This is a genomic window from Streptomyces sp. NPDC002817, assembly GCF_053592055.1.
Genome location: NZ_JBSFUY010000002.1, coordinates 625714 through 642168, shown reverse-complemented (window position 1 = coordinate 642168; position 16455 = coordinate 625714). Strand labels below are relative to the sequence as shown.

Sequence of the window (16455 nt, the reverse complement as noted above, 5' to 3'; positions counted from 1 at the left end):
AAAGGAACCTCATCTACGACCATCACGGCCGGAGACGGGGTATCAACTAATCTGGCGTTGATTTTTGGCACGCTGTTGAGTTCTCAAGGAACGGACGCTTCCTTTGTACTCACCCTCTCGGGCTTTCCTCCGGGCTTTTCCCTTCGGTCTTGCGTTTCCGACTCTATCAGACCGTTTCCGGTTCCGATTTCCTCGGTGCTTTCCAGGTTTCCGCTTTCGCGTTTCCCTTTCCGGCGGTTCCGACTTTATCAGAAGTTCCGGGCCGGACTGACCGGCCGCTCATTTCCGAATCATCGGGAGGGGCTTCTTCGAAAACGAAGTTTCAAGAAGCAGACAGACACTCACTGTTGCCGACCGGACTAGATCCAGTTCTAGGCAACTGTTCGAATCTACCTCCCCGCTCTCTCCGTGTCAACGGTTCCTGCGGGGCGAAGAGGACACTAGCAGCTCAGCAGGCCCGTACGCACATCAGGCCGCCATGGGGACCGTGGCGCTGCGTTCGCTCTCCGCGACGTCGCCGGATTCTCCGGCGCGGGCAGCGCGGCCGCCGAGGATGTAGACGTACGCGAGGAAGACCAGTTCGGCGACGACCCCGATGCTGATGCGTGCCCAGGTGGGCAGGCCCGACGGGGTGACGAAGCCTTCGATGGCTCCGGAGACGAAGAGGATCAGGGCGAGGCCGATGGCCATGCCGATCGCTGCTCGGCCTTCCTCTGCGAGGGCGGCTCGACGCGTGCGTGGGCCGGGGTCGATGACGGTCCAGCCGAGACGCATGCCTGTTCCCGCGGCGACGAACACTGCCGTCAGCTCCAGCAGACCATGGGGCAGGACCAGGCCGAGGAAGGTGTCGAGACGGCCTGCCGAGGACATCAGGCCGAAGCCGACGCCGAGGTTGAGCATGTTCTGGAAGAGGATCCAGAGGACCGGGAGGCCGAGGAAGACGCCGAGGATCAGGCACTGCGCGGCGGCCCACGCGTTGTTCGTCCAGACCTGGGCGGCGAAGGAGGCCGCGGGGTGGCTCGAGTAGTACGACTCGTACTGTCCGCCCGGGCGGGTGAGCTCGCGGAGTTCACTGGGGGCCGCGATGGTGGCCTGTACTTCCGGGTGGGTGCCGATCCACCAGCCCAGGACGGCTGCCACGGCTGTGGAGAGAAGCGCGGTGGGGACCCACCAGTGACGTGCTCTGTAGACCGCGGCGGGGAAGCCGTGCGCCAGGAAGCGCGTGACGTCGCGCCAAGAGGCGCGTCGGGTGCCTGTCACGGCACTACGCGCGCGTGCCACGAGTTGGCTGAGCCGGCCCGTCAGCTGTGGGTCCGGGGCACTGGACTGGATCAGGGAGAGATGAGTGGCCGTACGTTGATAGAGAGTGACGAGTTCGTCGGCCTCGGTGCCGGTCAGCCTTCGCTGGCGTCGGAGCAGGGCGTCGAGGCGATCCCACTCCGCTCGGTGAGCGGAGACGAAGACGTCGAGGTCCATCGGTTCGGCTGCTCCTCGGCTGCTCGTCGGCGACTCGTCGTGTGTGTCAGCTTGTCGTACTGCGGTGCGATGTGCCCTCAGCTTGGCAGACTGGCCGTTCTCGGGGCGGGCCAGGGGAAGGACGGCGGACGTGAGTGAGCTGGTGACGGGCGAGGCGGTGGCGCTGGAGCTGCGTCCTGCGCGGCTGCCGAGCAGGGCGTTGGCCGTACTGCTCGATCTGCTGGTGGGCGTGATCGTCTATGTGCTCGTGACCATCGCGCTGGTGGCTTCCACGGCTTCCCTGGACGAGGCGGCCCAGTTCGCGGTGTCTCTCGCGGCGTTCGTGCTGGTCATGGTGGGTGGTCCCATCGCGGTCGAGACGCTCAGCCACGGTCGCTCGCTCGGGAAGTTGGCGTTCGGGCTGCGTGTGGTGCGGGACGACGGCGGGCCGATCCGGTTCCGGCATGCGCTGGTGCGCGGCGGGATCGGCGTCATCGAGATCCTGCTGACGTTCGGGGTCGTCGCCTGTGTCGCGTCGCTCGTTTCGGCGCGGGGGCGACGGCTCGGGGACGTGTTCGCGGGAACTCTGGTCGTACGGGAGCGGGTTCCGGTCGCACATACGGGGTTCCTGCCTCCGCCGCCGCCCTGGCTGGCCGGGCGTTTCTCCGGGCTGGACCTGTCGGCCGTTCCGGACGGGTTGTGGCTCGCCATCCGGCAGTACCTGGGGCGGATGCAGCAGTTGGACCCGCAGGTCGGCTGGGCGATGGCCGAGCGGCTCGCCGCGGACGTCGCGGCGCGTACGGGGACGCCGGCACCGCAGGGCATTCCGCCGGCGGCCTATCTCGCGGCGGTGGTGCAGGAGCGGCAAGCCCGGGAGGCTCGGCGCGCTTTCGGGAACGGATCGACGGGGGCGTACGGAACGCAGCCTGCTCAGCCGCCTTCGCTCTCACCGGCTGCGGCTACCGCTGCTCCGCCTCCCTTCTACGGCTCCGGTGCAGCGCCTCAGCCTCCGGCACCCGTCGCCGGGCCCGTGGAGGCGCGGGAGACACCGTCGCCTGAGCGTCCTGGTAGCGGTTTCGCGCCCCCTGCGTAAGCCGTACCACCCCCTGCTCACACGAAGACGGACGGCGGCGATTCGAGGTCTTCCAACTCGATGCCGGGAGCCGAGAGGACCACGTCCCCGGCGATGTGCACGGAGTGCTGCTCGCCCGTGTCCAGGGCTGTGACCTGGTATTCGTCCACGGTCAATGGGCCGTTGTCAGTGGCGTGTGCTTCGCTTTTCATCAGCGCCCAGGACTGGTCCACGGTGCGCGGGGCGAGGACCGGATCCGTGAAGGCGACGAGTCGTACGCGGGTGGCTGATGCGGAAGGGGTGAGGCGTAGGAGCCGAGTGGTGGCGATGATGAATGCGGGGGAAGTGCCGGTGAAGGCGTGGGCGGGGACGTTGCCTTCCGTGGCGTGGGCTCCGGTGGGGTCGGTACGGACCCAGGTGACGCCGTCGAGAGCGGCGCCGCGTACCTGCCAGCCCGCGGCCTGGAGTTCCAGACGGATAGGGCGGCCGAGCTCGTCGAGAGTCAGGTCGACGGAGCCGGAGTGGTCGCCCGCGGGGTTTGTCAGCTGGGCGACGTAGCGCCAGCCGGAGGGGCCGGGGGCGCAGTGGAAGTGCTCTTCTGCGAGGGGGGTGTGATCGTGCGGATCATGGAGCGAATAGCGGCCGCGGGGCATGGGGGTCCTGGGTCTTGACGGGCTGGTCCGGGCATAGCGGCACGGGCTGGTCGGGTCGGAGCGGCCAAAGGGGCAGGCCCCCGGCACGGGGGTGCGGGGGCCTGCCTCGAAGGTCCTGCTGCTGAGGAGAGTGCTCAGTAGCGGTAGTGGTCCGACTTGTACGGCCCCTCGACCTCGACACCGATGTACGAGGCCTGCTCCGGGCGCAGCGTCGTCAGCTTCACGCCGAGCGCGTCCAGGTGGAGGCGGGCAACCTTCTCGTCCAGGTGCTTGGGCAGCGTGTACACGCCGATCGGGTATTCCGACTGCTTGGTGAACAGCTCGATCTGGGCCAGGGTCTGGTCCGCGAACGAGTTGGACATCACGAACGACGGGTGGCCGGTCGCGTTGCCCAGGTTCAGCAGGCGGCCCTCGGAGAGGACGATCAGCACCTTGCCGTCGGGGAACTTCCAGGTGTGGACCTGCGGCTTGACCTCGTCCTTGACGATGCCGGGGATCTTGGCGAGACCGGCCATGTCGATCTCGTTGTCGAAGTGACCGATGTTCCCGACGATGGCCTGGTGCTTCATCTTGGCCATGTCGCTGGCCATGATGATGTCCTTGTTGCCGGTCGTGGTGATGAAGATGTCGGCCTTGTCGATGACCTCGTCGAGGGTCGTGACCTGGTAGCCGTCCATCGCCGCCTGCAGGGCGCAGATCGGGTCGATCTCGGTGACGATGACGCGGGCGCCCTGACCGCGCAGGGACTCCGCACAGCCCTTGCCGACGTCGCCGTAGCCGAACACGACCGCGGTCTTGCCGCCGATGAGGACGTCGGTGGCGCGGTTGATGCCGTCGATCAGGGAGTGGCGGCAGCCGTACTTGTTGTCGAACTTCGACTTGGTGACGGCGTCGTTCACGTTGATAGCCGGGAAGAGGAGGACGCCGTCGCGCTGCATCTCGTACAGGCGGTGGACGCCGGTCGTGGTCTCCTCGGTCACGCCGCGGATCTCCGAGGCGAGCTGGGTCCACTTCTGGGAGCCGTCGGTGATGGTGCGGTTCAGGAGTTCGAGGACGACGCGGTGCTCGTCGTTCTCGGCGGTGTCGACCGAGGGGACCTTGCCGGCCTTCTCGTACTCGACGCCCTTGTGGACGAGGAGGGTGGCGTCACCACCGTCGTCGAGGATCATGTTCGGGCCGCCGGTGGGGGTGTTCGGCCAGGTCAGCGCCTGCTCCGTGCACCACCAGTACTCCTCCAGGGTCTCGCCCTTCCAGGCGAAGACAGGGATGCCCTGCGGGTTCTCGGGCGTGCCGTTCGGGCCTACCGCGACGGCGGCGGCCGCGTGGTCCTGGGTGGAGAAGATGTTGCAGGACACCCAGCGGACCTCGGCGCCCAGGGCGACCAGGGTCTCGATCAGGACGGCGGTCTGCACGGTCATGTGCAGCGAGCCCATGATGCGGGCACCGACCAGCGGCTGGGTGGCGGCGAACTCCTTGCGGATCGCCATCAGGCCGGGCATCTCGTGCTCGGCGAGGGTGATCTCCTTGCGGCCGAACTCGGCCAGGGAGAGATCGGCGACCTTGAAGTCCTGTCGGCTGTCGACAGTCGTCATTACGGGCTGCTCCTCAAGGTTGGGGCGAGGTGTACACGGCTGGTCTGCGCGGCGGCGGACACAGGGGTGCCCGAAAGAGGACACAGGCATGCCCGGTGCGCGCAGCGCAGTCCGTCGGAGGCCCTCTCTCCCTCGGTCGATCCGCATCGGGATCGCCCGACCGCCATCAGCAGCGACGTCTGGCTCCGTCCCAAGCTACACCGGTACGCCCGGGCGCCCCCAGTCCACCTCCGAACACATCGAGCCGTTCACGAGGCAGCCACGAGAGGGGGTCGGGGTGGCCACGCCATCGATAACAGGACACCCACGATCGCCGGACGAGGAGCTAACAGGCCGTGACAATCCGGGACTTTTGAACCTTTGAGCGGGACGGCACGTGCTGCAGGATGCAAGGGATCGGGAACAGCTGATCGATCTTGCGGGGCGTCCGGGACGGCGTTCCGTGCGAACAATGGCGTTAGGAGATCGACGTGACCAGTCCGGCCGGCCCTCCCCCCACGGGCGGCGGCAGTGGCGAGCAGAAGCGGTTGAAGCTGCTCGCGGTGACCGCCTGCCCGACCGGCATCGCGCACACGTACATGGCGGCCGAGAAGCTCGCGCAGGCTGCCGAGAGCCGCGGCATCGACATGAAGGTGGAGACGCAAGGGTCCATCGGGGCCGAAAACGTACTTGATGACAACGATGTCAGCACCGCGGACGGCATCATCGTCGCCGCGGACAAGGATGTGGACCTGAGCCGTTTCGTGGGCAAGCGGGTCCTGACCGTCGGGGTGGCGGAGGGGATCCACCATCCCGAGCAGTTGATCGAGCGGGTGCGGTCGGCGCCCGTGCACCAGCCGGACGGGGCGAGCGCGCCCGCGGCCGGTGCGGGTGGCGGCAAGGAGCGCAGCGTCGGGTACAAGGCGCTGATGAACGGGGTCAGTTACATGATCCCGTTCGTGGTGGTCGGCGGGTTGCTGATCGCGATCTCGCTCTCGCTCGGCGGACACACGGACCCGTCCGGTGGTCTGGTCATCCCGAAGGACTCCTTCTGGATGGACGTGAACAACATCGGTGTCATCGGCTTCACGCTGATGGTGCCGATCCTGTCGGGATACATCGCGTACGCCATCGGCGACCGCCCCGCCCTGGTTCCCGGCATGATCGGCGGCTGGATCGCCAACACCGGTTCGCTGTACGACTCCAAGGCGGGTGCCGGGTTCATCGGGGCGATCGTGACCGGATTCCTCGCCGGGTATCTGGTGTTGTGGATCAAGAAGGTCAAGGTCCCCAGGTTCGTGCAGCCGATCATGCCGATCATCGTGATCCCGATCGTGGCGACCACGGCGCTGGGGCTGTTCTTCATCTATGTCATCGGAAAGCCGATCTCCTGGGTGTTCGAGCACCTGACCAGCTGGCTGAGCGGGATGACGGGCACGAGCGCGATCCTGCTCGGCGCGATTCTCGGGCTGATGATCGCGTTCGACATGGGTGGGCCGGTCAACAAGACGGCGTTCCTGTTCGGCGCGGGGCTCATCGCGACCGGCAATCAGACGGTCATGGGTATGTGCGCGGCCGCGATCCCGGTCATGCCGTTGGGGCAGGGCCTGGCCACGCTGATACGCAAGCGGCTCTACACCGAGCAGGAGAGGGAGACCGGGCTCGCCGCCCTCTTCATGGGCTGCTTCGGTATCTCCGAGGGTGCGATCCCGTTCGCGGCTGCACGGCCCGCGCAGGTCATCCCGGCGAACATGCTGGGCGGCGCGGTGGCCGGTGCGATCGCCGGGGTCGCCGGGGTCGAGGACGCGGTGCCGCACGGCGGGCCGATCGTGGCGGTGCTGGGTGCGGTGAGCGGTGTGCCGATGTTCTTCGTGGCCGTGGTGATCGGAACGGTCGTCACCGCGCTCACGACGGTCGCTCTTGTCGACATCAGCGAGCGGAAGCGGCGCGGCGAGGCGGTTGTCGGGGTGCCGGCGGCCGGGCCCGAGCCGGTGCTGGTCGGAGCGGGTGCGGGCAAGGTGCCGGGTGCCAGGGCCGTCGTGGCGCAGAAGGTCGTACGTGAGTCCGTGGCGGCACCCGTCGCGACCACCGAGATCCTCTCCGGGTATCTCACCGAGCAGGCCGTGAAGACCGAGCTCGACGCGGTCGACAAGGAGGCCGCCGTCCGGGAGATGGCCGGGCTGCTGGCGCGGACCGGCAAGGTCGCGGACGTGGACGAGCTGGTGGCGACCGCGCTGCGGCGTGAGGAGCAGGGCACGACCGGGCTCGGTGAGGAGATCGCGATTCCGCACGCCAAGACGGATGCGGTGAGCGCGCCGGTCGTCGGGTTCGCCCGGTCCGCCGAGGGCATCGAATGGGGCTCTCTGGACGGTACTCGGGCCAGGTTGGTGTTCATGATCGCCGTACCGGAGGCGGCCGCGGGTGACGAGCATCTGCGGATTCTGGCGCTGCTGTCGCGGAAGTTGATGGACGCCGGGTTCCGGGAGCGGCTCATGGCGGCGCCGGACGAGCGGGCGGTGCTCGAGGTGCTGGGCGAGATCCGGTAGGGCGGGGTCGGGTGAGTGCGGGCCGTGGCCAACGGGTGCGGCCCGCACTGCCCGTTCACAGCGGGTCGCTGCTCTCTGCCGCCGCGGATGTTCCGTGTGAGGAGGGAGCGGCGATGGGCAGGGCTCGGGGGCTGGGGATCGCGGCCGTCGTGGTGGGGCTGGTGGGGTTGCTTGCGGGCCTGGGCGGCACCGCCTACGGACGGTATATGCCTCGGGGGTTCCGTCGTGTCGGGCGAGAGCATGGCGCCGACGTTCGGGCGGGGCGAGCGGGTCGTCTTCGAGCGGGTCGTAGGGGTGGGCGGGGACCGGGTGGCGCGCTGCACCGGGGAGGCGGAGGGCACGCGGGTCACCTTGAACGGGGAGCCGCTTCAGGAGCCGTATCTGAAAGGCGGGGACGTCGGTGTGCTGCCCATGCCCGCCTACGACGTGCGGGTCCCCGAGGGGCCGCTCTTCCTGCTGGGCCACCACCGGGCGAATGCCCGTGACGCGCGGGCCTTCCTCGACGATCGCGGCGCGACGCTGCCGGCGTCGGCGTCGGCGGTCCGGGGGCGGGTGATCGACGACTACACCGTGCCTACGGTGCCCGGGGTGGCGATGATGTCCGGCGTGGTGCTCGTGCCGGCCGCTGCCGGGCTGGGGATCGCCGCCATGGTCGTACGACGGAAGGCGCGTGCCGTGGTGCCGTCACCGCCGCCCTGGGCGGTGCGGGTCTGAGAGCCGAAGGGCCCACCGGAATCCCGGGGGGCCCGTTCAGCCGGTGTCAGTGGTCGGCGTCGTGCTGCGCCGGTCCCCCGGGCGTCGCCTCGGGATCGGGGCCCTTGGCGGCGTCGGACTCGCTGAAGATGTCCGGCTCGAGGTAGATGACGCGGGCGATCGGGACGGCCTCGCGGATACGGGCCTCGGCGGCGTTGATGGCGTTGGCGACCTCGGTGGCCGAGTCGTCGTGCTGGACGGCGATCTTGGCGGCGACCAGGAGCTCCTCGGGGCCGAGGTGGAGCGTACGCATGTGAATGACGCGGGTGACGACGTCGCCGTCGACGATCGCGGCCTCGATCTTCTGGACCGCTTCGATGCCCGCGGACTCACCGAGGAGCAGCGATTTGGTCTCCACGGCCAGGACGAGCGCGATGACGATGAGCAGGATGCCGATGCAGAGGGTGCCGATGCCGTCCCAGACGCCGTCTCCGGTGCCGAGGGCCAGGCCGACGCCGCCGAGGGCGAGGATCAGACCGATCAGTGCGCCCAGGTCCTCCAGAAGGACGACCGGCAGCTCGGGCGCCTTGGCGTGGCGGACGAACTCCTTCCAGGACTGCCGGCCGCGCAGGACGTTGGACTCCTTGATGGCCGTCCGGAAGGAGAAGGTCTCGGCGATGATCGCGAAGACGAGGACGCCCACCGGCCAGTACCAGTTCTCGATCTCGTGCGGGTGCTTGATCTTCTCGTAGCCCTCGTAGATCGCGAACATGCCGCCGACCGAGAAGAGCACGATGGAGACGAGGAAGGCGTAGATGTAGCGCTCGCGGCCGTAGCCGAACGGGTGCTGCGGGGTGGCCTCGCGCTGGGCCTTCTTGCCGCCGAGCAGCAGCAGGCCCTGGTTGCCGGAGTCGGCGAGGGAGTGGACGGACTCGGCGAGCATCGACGACGAGCCGCTGAAGAGGAACGCCACGAACTTCGATGCCGCGATCGCGAGGTTGGCGGCAAGTGCCGCCACGATCGCCTTGGTTCCGCCTGACGCGCTCATGTGTTCGCGTTGTCCCTTCGTACGTCCACGCAGTCCAGGCCTTTGCCCGTCCTTTTCCGGTGGGCCATTCTTGCAGCCCTTCCCGGGAGCGGTGTGTCAGGTGTCCACAGCCCCGGTCATACGATCACAGTGGCTCGGAAGACGGTGCCCGTCCCGGTCACTTCGGCCTTCTCACCTGCGGGAACGAAGACGGACTGACCGGGGTTCAACTCATGCTCACCCGCCCGGACGGAACCCGCCGTGCACAGCAGGATCTGCGGGGTGGCGCGGGTGAGGTCGTGGGCGGCGCCGCCCTCGGGGAGGACGTACCGAGACAGCCGGAACTCGTCGATCGGGGTCTCGTAGACCTCTTCGCCGTCCGGGGACGCCTCGGGGCGCAGCACACCCGCGTCGGCGGCCTCGAAGCGGACGATGCGCAGGAGTTCGGGGACGTCGACGTGCTTGGGGGTCAGGCCGCAGCGCAGGACGTTGTCGGAGTTGGCCATGATCTCGACGCCGAGGCCGTTCAGGTAGGCGTGCGGGATGCCGGCGCCGAGGAACAGGGCCTCGCCGGCCTGGAGTCGGACGTAATTGAGCAGCATGGCCGCGATGACGCCGGGATCGCCCGGGTAGTGGTGGGCGATGTCCGCGTACGGGGCGTACGCGCCGCCGAGGCGGGCGCAGGCGGCCGCAGCCTCCGTCACCGTACGGGCCATCTCCTCGCGGTCCGCGCCGAGTACGGCCGTCAGGACCTCGCGCAGCGCCGCTTCCTCGGGGTGGGCGTGCAGCAGGTCGACGTACGGCTTGAGGGAGTCGACGCCGAGGCCGGCGAGCAGGTCGGCGGCCTCGAGAGGGGCGCGGAAGCCGCACAGGCCGTCGAACTCGGTGAGCGCGCAGATGAGTTCGGGCTTGTGGTTGGCGTCCTTGTAGTTGCGGTGACCGGCGTCCACGGGGATCCCGCGGCGCTCCTCGTCCTCGTAACCCTCCTTGGCCTGCGCCAGATCGGGGTGCACCTGGAGGGAGAGCGGGGCTCCGGCAGCGAGGATCTTCAGGAGGAAGGGCAGGCGGGGGCCGAACTTGGTGACGGCGTCCGCGCCCAGCTCGCGCTCCGGGTCGGCCTCGATGACCTCGACCAGCGTGCCGCGTCCGGTGCGCGAGGGTGCGCCCGGGTGGGCGCCCATCCACATCTCCGCCTGCGGCTCGCCGCTCGGGGCGACGCCGAGCAGTGCGGGGATGGCGGTGGTGGAACCCCAGGCGTAGGGGCGGATCGTGTTGTCGAGGCGGTCCATGGGGTTCTTTCTGTACGACGGTCAGAACGGCCTGAGCATGATCAGGCGCCGGAAGCGAGCGCCAGGTAAACCGCGGCGAAATCCGTGATGGCGATCAGTTCCGCGAGGGTCTCCAGTTCGCCGCCCTCCTCCGGTTCCAGCTCGCTGATGGGAGTGTCGTGGCTCAGGGCCAGTTCACGGGCGGCGGGAGCGGCGGAGAGGCCGCCGAGGGGACGGTCGCGCAGCAGCACCGCGCGCGCGTGCATCACCGGTGCCTCCTCCACGCGGTCGCGGAAGAAGTCGTCCGGGTCGGCGCTGGCGGCGAGCGGACCGGCGAGCAGGGCGTGGTGCGCGGCGAGCGCCTCGGGCAGTTCGGCGACGACGGCGGGGCGGCCGGCGAGTTCGGCGAGGGCGGCGGCGAACCGGCGCCCCGCCGGACCGGCCGAGACGCCCTCCGTCCAGATCACCGGGAGCGCGTCGGCGAGTTCGGCGGCCAGGGTCTTGGCGGGATTGCTGTACGTCGCGATGGCCGGGCCGCAGCGTTCGGCGATGTGGTCCAGGCGGTCGGCGACCTTCTCCAGGACGTCCGGCGGGGCGGTGACCAGACCGGTGCGGTCGAGGATCGCGAGCAGCGGGGTGAGCAGTGCCCACAGGATGCCGGGGGCGGACGCGGCGAGGGCTTCGCCCTCCTCGTAGGGGGCCGTCGCCAGGGGTACGAAGAGGCCGTGGGCGCCTTGTACGGCCTCGGTGAGCGGGGTGCTCGCGGGGGCCACGGCGACGACCGTGCAGCCGCGGCGGTAGGCCTGGTCGGCGAGGAGGGACAGGCCTGGTTCGGTGCCGTCGGAGGTGGCGATCAGGAGCACGTCGACCGAGCCCGTCCAGCCCGGGAGTTCCCAGCGCAGGGCGCCGGCCGCGGGGGCCACGCCGGTGGGGGCCAGGCGGATGACGGGGCTGCCGGCGCCGGCGAGGGTGCCGAGGAGGTCGGCGACGCAGATGGCGGCGGCGCCGGGGCCCGCGATCAGGACCGCGCGGGGGCGGCCGTCGGGCTTCAGTTCGTTGACGCCGGCCTCGGCGGCGTGCCTCGCCGCGGTGCGGACTCGGGCGCCGGCCTCGGCGGCGCCGCGGAGCAGGCCTCGGCGGTCGGCCGCCGAGAGGGCCTCGGGGGTGTCGAGCAGCGATTCGTCGAGCATGGGCGGCAGCCTCCTGCGATCGCCGGGTTCGTCGGTCACGCGGGTCGCCGTTGTCGGCGGTCCCTGCGGCTCGGGTCGCCGGGGGTCGCTTACGCGGGGCGGCGGGCCTCGTCGACGAGGAGGACGGGGATGCCGTCGCGGACGGGGTATGCCAGGCCGCAGTCCTGGCCGGTGCAGATCAGCTCGGTGTCCTGCTCCTCGAGGGGGGCGTGACAGGCCGGGCAGGCGAGGATCTCCAGGAGGCCGGCTTCGAGCGGCATGGGGTGTCCCTTCGGGGGCTGTGCGGATGCCTGTGCGTGCGTGTGCGGATGTGCCTGGTCAGGGTACCGCCGGTGGGGGGTGGGTGTGGGGGTTGGGGACAGGGTGGGTGTGGGTGACCGCCTGAGGGTTTTCGCCCCCGCCGCCCTTACCCGTTCCCGTCCCCAGGGGCTGCCGCCCCTTCGACCCCGCCCCCAGGGGGTTTCGCCCCCTGGGCCCCGTCGGCCCGAAAGGCCTCGTCCTCAAAAGCCGGACGGGCTGAAAGACCCACGGTCAAGCGCCGGACGGGCTGGAAGACGCTCGTTCCGTCAGGCTCGGATGATCGCCAGTACCTCGTCCCGGATCTTCGCCATCGTCGTCTCGTCCCGTGCCTCAGCGTTGAGGCGCAGCAGGGGCTCCGTGTTGGACGGGCGGACGTTGAACCACCAGTCGGCGGCGCTGATCGTGAGGCCGTCGAGCTCGTCCAGGGAGATGCCTTCCCGGGACTCGTACGCGGCACGGATCGCTGCGAGGCGGCCGCTCTGGTCGGCGACGGTGGAGTTGATCTCGCCGGAGCCGGTGTAGCGGTCGTACTCGGCCACGAGGGCGGACAAGGGGCCCTCCTGGCCGCCGAGGGCGGCGAGGACGTGGAGGGCGGCGAGCATGCCGGTGTCGGCGTTCCAGAAGTCCTTGAAGTAGTAGTGGGCGGAGTGCTCGCCGCCGAAGATCGCGCCGGACTTCGCCATCTCGGCCTTGATGAACGAGTGGCCCACGCGCGTGCGTACCGGTGTGCCGCCGTGCTCCTCGACGACCTCGGGCACCGACCAGGAGGTGATCAGGTTGTGGATGATCACGCCGCTGCCGCCGTTCCTGGCGAGCTCGCGCGCGGCGACCAGGGCGGTGATCGCGGACGGGGAGACCGGGTCGCCGTTCTCGTCGACGACGAAGCAGCGGTCGGCGTCGCCGTCGAAGGCGATGCCCAGGTCGGCGGAGTCTTCGCGCACCCGCTTCTGCAGGTCCACGATGTTCGCCGGGTCGAGGGGGTTGGCCTCGTGGTTGGGGAACGTGCCGTCCAGTTCGAAGTACATCGGGACGAGCGTCAGGGGCAGGCCCTCGAAGACCGTGGGGACCGTGTGACCGCCCATGCCGTTGCCCGCGTCCACGACGACCTTCAGGGGGCGGATGGAGGTCAGGTCGACCAGGCCCCGCAGGTGGGCCGCGTAGTCCTCCAGCGTGTCGCGCTGGTCGATCGTGCCCTGCGTCGCCGCCGGGGCCGGGGCGCCCGAGTCGATCCAGCCCTCGGCCAGTTCGCGGATCTCGGCGAGACCCGTGTCCTGGCCGACCGGGGCGGCGCCCGCGCGGCACATCTTGATGCCGTTGTACTGGGCCGGATTGTGCGAGGCCGTGAACATCGCGCCCGGCAGGTTCAGCGCGCCCGAGGCGTAGTACAGCTGATCGGTGGAGCACAGGCCGATCTCGGTGACGTCGACGCCCTGCGCGGCCGCCCCGCGCGCGAAGGCACGCGACAGGCCGGGGGACGAGGGCCGCATGTCGTGCCCGACCACGATCGCGCTCGCTGCGGTCACCCGGACGAAGGCGACCCCGAAGAGCTCGGCCAGCGTCTCGTCCCACTGGTCGGGAACGACACCGCGCACGTCGTACGCCTTCACGAGCTGTGACAGATCAGCAGCCACGGCCTAACCCTTCTCAAAGTCCTGTCGGTCGCCCCAAACTACCCGCCCCCACCGACAGCGGTGCTGTGCGTCCCCTGAGTGGAACCTGGACGTAACCTCAGGTCAGGGCAGCATCCACCCCAGGACCGGCGAGCTCTGCCCGACGACGATGAGGCACATCACCAGCAGCAGCCCCAGACTCCAGGGCAGCACCTTGCGCAGCAGGTCCCCCTCGCGGCCGGCGAGACCGACGGCGGCACAGGCGATGGTGAGGTTCTGCGGGGAGATCATCTTGCCGAGGACGCCGCCCGAGCTGTTCGCGGCGGCCAGGAGCTCCGGCGACAGCCCCGACTCGCGGGCCGCGGTCACCTGGAGCGCTCCGAACAGTGCGTTGGCCGAGGTGTCGGAGCCGGAGACGGCCACGCCGAACCAGCCCAACACCGGGGAGAGGAAGGCGAGTCCCGCGCCCGCCGCCGCCACGAAGTGGCCGATGGTGGCCGCCTGTCCGGAGAGGTTCATGACGTACGCCAGTGCCAGCACCGAGATGACGGTCAGGATCGCGAACCTCAACTCGTGGACGGTGGCGAGCCATTCCTTGACGGCCACGCGCGCGTGCACGCCGAGGACGACCGCCGTGCACAGTCCGGCGAGCAGCACGAGCGTGCCGCCGGTGGCCACGACCGGCCAGGTGAACACGTTGCCGCCGACCGGGTCGCCGTCGGGGTTCACGACGTTCAGGAAGGGCCAGTCGTAGGTCTGGGTCGCCTTCGCCAGCCAGTCCTTGACGACGGGGATCTGCGCGATGGAGAAGATCACGACGATCAGGGCGTACGGGGCGTAGGCGCGCACGACTTCAGCGCGCGGGTCGGCCTCGTCGAGTTCCTCGCTGCGGGTTCCGGTCAGTACGGACGCGCGTACGGACTCGGTGGCGGGCACGCGTGCGCGTGGGACGGCGACGAGGGCAGCCGCGCCCAGCAAGGCGGCGCCGATGTCGGCGAGTTGGGCGGAGACGTAGTTGGAGGCGACGAACTGGCCGACGGCGAAGGCGGTTCCGCAGACCAGGGCGGGCACCCAGGTCTCCCTGAGGCCGCGCCGTCCGTCGACGAGGAAGACCAGCACGAGCGGCACCACGAGGGCCAGCAGCGGGGTTTGGCGCCCCACCACGGACGCGACGGTGTCCAGGGGCAGTTCCGTCACCTGGGCGAGCGTCACGACCGGGGTGCCCATCGCGCCGAAGGCGACCGGCGCGGTGTTGGCGACCAGCGCGACGACCGCCGCACGCACCGGGTCGAAGCCGAGCGCGACGAGCATGACCGAGCAGATCGCGACGGGCGCCCCGAAGCCGGCGAGAGCCTCCAGGAGAGCGCCGAAGCAGAAGGCGACGACGAGGGCCTGGATGCGCGGGTCGTCGGAAAGCCGCCCGAAGGAGCGGCGCAGGATGTCGAAGTGCCGGGTGCGGACCGTCATCCGGTACACCCACAGGGCGTTGACGACGATCCACAGGATGGGGAAGAGGCCGAAGACGACTCCCTGGGCGCCGCTGGAGAGCGTCTGCCCCAGTGGCATGCCGTACGCGAGCCAGGCGACCAGAACGGCCGCCAGAAGGCCGGTGAGGCCCGCGAGATGGGCTTTGAGGCGGACGCCGCCGAGCAGGACGAGGACGATCACCAGTGGCAGCGTGGCGACGAGGGCGGACAGGCCCAGTGAGCCGGCGACGGGTTCGAGTTCCTGGACGTACACGGGCGCCTCCCCGAATCCGATTCCGTCATGCGGAAAGCGATTTCTCGTTTCGGCTTCCGGAATGGTCGTGTCCGCGCCAAGCGGTCGTCAATGGTCGTGCGTCACTGAGCGGAACGTGCACCGAACGCACACAAGAACGGGGGCAGTTGGGCGAGCCCGGGTGAACCGGCTCAGTTGTCGGGCGAGCGCAGCACCCGCAGATGGCCGCGGCGGGCGACCTCCATCGGGTCCGCCGCGCGTCCGCCGCCGGCCCGGGCGGCGCGCTCCTGCGGACGGGCCGCCTCGCGGACCGCGTTGGCAAGCGCTTCCAGGTCGTCGCCGCTGGGACGGGCGGGGGTCGAACTGTCGAGGAGCCGGACGACCTCCCAGCCGCGCGGGGCGGTGAGGCGCTCGGAGTGCTCGGCGCACAGGTCGTAGCAGTGGGGTTCCGCGTAGGTGGCGAGCGGGCCGAGGACCGCGGTCGAGTCGGCGTAGACGTACGTCAGCGTCGCGACGGCGGGGCGGCCGCAAGCGGTGCGCGAACAGCGACGTACAGGGCTCACGACGTTGGACGGTACCGCACTCCTGAGCGGGCCGCGACGACTCTCCACCAGGTCACTCCACCGTGTCGTGGTGTGAAACGCCCCACAGGCCTCTCCGGTCACACCCTCCTGACCTGCGTAGACACCGCTTTCCAAGAACTCGGCCAGTGGGCGGTCCGATCACCAGTCGGTACAAACAAGGTCAATTGCCTTGAGATCACCGGTCTAGGAGAGATACGGAATCGAGCCCAACCTTGGCCGGAATGGTCATCCTGCGACATGCCGTACGAGGCGGCCGAAGACCGCACGGGCACCGCGTGGGCCCGGGCACCCGGTCCCGCCGGGGACTACGCTTCACCAGTGATGGACAACCCCGTACCGCCCCGTGCCGCCGCCCCCGGGCCCCGCCGACGTGATCGCCACGGCAGGGGCATGCGTGGCCCGATCGCGCCGCCCCAGGTGCCGCTCGCGGCAAGCCGCGCCGAGGCGTTCGCGGACCTGGTGCAGGACTCCGTGGAGCGCCTGGAACGACGGTGGCCGCAGCTCGCCGACATCGATTTCCTCGTGCTGGAAGTGCCCCGGCTGGAGGGCGAGACCTGGAACGACGAGGCGGTCCCCCTCGGCGGCACGATTCCCGCGCGCGAGGGACGCCCCGGGCGCGTGGTGGTGTACCGGCGCCCCGTGGAGATCCGCACCAAGGGCCGCGACGAACGCGCGGCCCTGGTGCACGAGGTCGTCGTCGAACAGGTCGCCGAGTTGCTGGGGCTCACGCCCGAGACCGTCGACCCGCGCTACGGCGAGGACTGACC

Annotated in this window: 14 protein-coding genes; 4 read left to right on the top strand and 10 right to left on the bottom strand. The window is 69.9% G+C overall.

The window, feature by feature from the left end; all coding sequences use genetic code 11:
- Positions 1-468 precede the first annotated feature (468 nt).
- Positions 469-1476, bottom strand: a complete 1008-nt coding sequence (locus ACWD3I_RS05930) for a stage II sporulation protein M (RefSeq protein WP_365403153.1) — start codon at positions 1474-1476, stop codon at positions 469-471.
- A 130-nt stretch (positions 1477-1606) separates the two neighbouring features.
- On the opposite strand from ACWD3I_RS05930, the gene ACWD3I_RS05925 reads away from it, so the two are divergent.
- Positions 1607-2548, top strand: coding sequence for an RDD family protein (locus ACWD3I_RS05925; RefSeq protein WP_365403150.1), 942 nt, complete (start codon positions 1607-1609; stop codon positions 2546-2548).
- A gap of 17 nt (positions 2549-2565) precedes the next feature.
- On the opposite strand, the gene ACWD3I_RS05920 is transcribed toward ACWD3I_RS05925, so the two are convergent.
- Both ACWD3I_RS05920 and ahcY read right to left on the bottom strand, forming a co-directional pair.
- Positions 2566-3180, bottom strand: coding sequence for a hypothetical protein (locus ACWD3I_RS05920; protein ID WP_365403147.1), 615 nt, complete (start codon positions 3178-3180; stop codon positions 2566-2568).
- 134 nt (positions 3181-3314) lie between these two features.
- On the bottom strand, positions 3315-4772 hold the full coding sequence (gene ahcY / locus ACWD3I_RS05915) for an adenosylhomocysteinase (protein WP_365403144.1): 1458 nt from the start codon (positions 4770-4772) through the stop codon (positions 3315-3317).
- A gap of 470 nt (positions 4773-5242) precedes the next feature.
- On the opposite strand from ahcY, the gene ACWD3I_RS05910 reads away from it, so the two are divergent.
- Both ACWD3I_RS05910 and ACWD3I_RS05905 read left to right on the top strand, forming a co-directional pair.
- On the top strand, positions 5243-7297 hold the full coding sequence (locus ACWD3I_RS05910; protein ID WP_365403141.1) for a fructose-specific PTS transporter subunit EIIC: 2055 nt from the start codon (positions 5243-5245) through the stop codon (positions 7295-7297).
- 225 nt (positions 7298-7522) lie between these two features.
- The gene (locus tag ACWD3I_RS05905) at positions 7523-8011 is read left to right on the top strand and encodes a S26 family signal peptidase (RefSeq protein WP_365403138.1); all 489 of its coding nucleotides are present in this window, start codon (positions 7523-7525) and stop codon (positions 8009-8011) included.
- Between the two features lie 46 nt (positions 8012-8057).
- On the opposite strand, the gene ACWD3I_RS05900 is transcribed toward ACWD3I_RS05905, so the two are convergent.
- The 7 genes from ACWD3I_RS05900 to ACWD3I_RS05870 form a co-directional block, all read right to left on the bottom strand.
- A complete protein-coding gene (locus tag ACWD3I_RS05900; RefSeq protein ID WP_365403135.1) occupies positions 8058-9038 on the bottom strand; it encodes a cation diffusion facilitator family transporter in 981 nt (326 codons plus the stop codon).
- Between the two features lie 116 nt (positions 9039-9154).
- On the bottom strand, positions 9155-10306 hold the full coding sequence (gene manA / locus ACWD3I_RS05895; protein ID WP_365403132.1) for a mannose-6-phosphate isomerase, class I: 1152 nt from the start codon (positions 10304-10306) through the stop codon (positions 9155-9157).
- Between the two features lie 41 nt (positions 10307-10347).
- Complete coding sequence (locus ACWD3I_RS05890) at positions 10348-11475, bottom strand: SIS domain-containing protein (protein WP_365403129.1); 1128 nt, start codon at positions 11473-11475, stop codon at positions 10348-10350.
- Positions 11476-11564: 89 nt separating this feature from the next.
- On the bottom strand, positions 11565-11735 hold the full coding sequence (locus tag ACWD3I_RS05885) for a Trm112 family protein (protein WP_078936097.1): 171 nt from the start codon (positions 11733-11735) through the stop codon (positions 11565-11567).
- 306 nt (positions 11736-12041) lie between these two features.
- On the bottom strand, positions 12042-13406 hold the full coding sequence (locus tag ACWD3I_RS05880; RefSeq protein WP_365403126.1) for a phosphomannomutase/phosphoglucomutase: 1365 nt from the start codon (positions 13404-13406) through the stop codon (positions 12042-12044).
- A gap of 102 nt (positions 13407-13508) precedes the next feature.
- Positions 13509-15125: an L-lactate permease gene (locus ACWD3I_RS05875; protein ID WP_365403123.1), complete on the bottom strand. Its 1617-nt coding sequence runs from the start codon at positions 15123-15125 to the stop codon at positions 13509-13511.
- A 170-nt stretch (positions 15126-15295) separates the two neighbouring features.
- Complete coding sequence (locus ACWD3I_RS05870; RefSeq protein ID WP_266891553.1) at positions 15296-15715, bottom strand: DUF3499 domain-containing protein; 420 nt, start codon at positions 15713-15715, stop codon at positions 15296-15298.
- A gap of 294 nt (positions 15716-16009) precedes the next feature.
- Here ACWD3I_RS05870 and ACWD3I_RS05865 point away from each other — a divergent pair, with 294 nt between their 5' ends.
- Entirely contained in the window at positions 16010-16453 is a 444-nt protein-coding gene (locus ACWD3I_RS05865) for a metallopeptidase family protein (RefSeq protein ID WP_266830004.1), read from the top strand.
- The last annotated feature ends 2 nt before the right edge of the window (positions 16454-16455 follow it).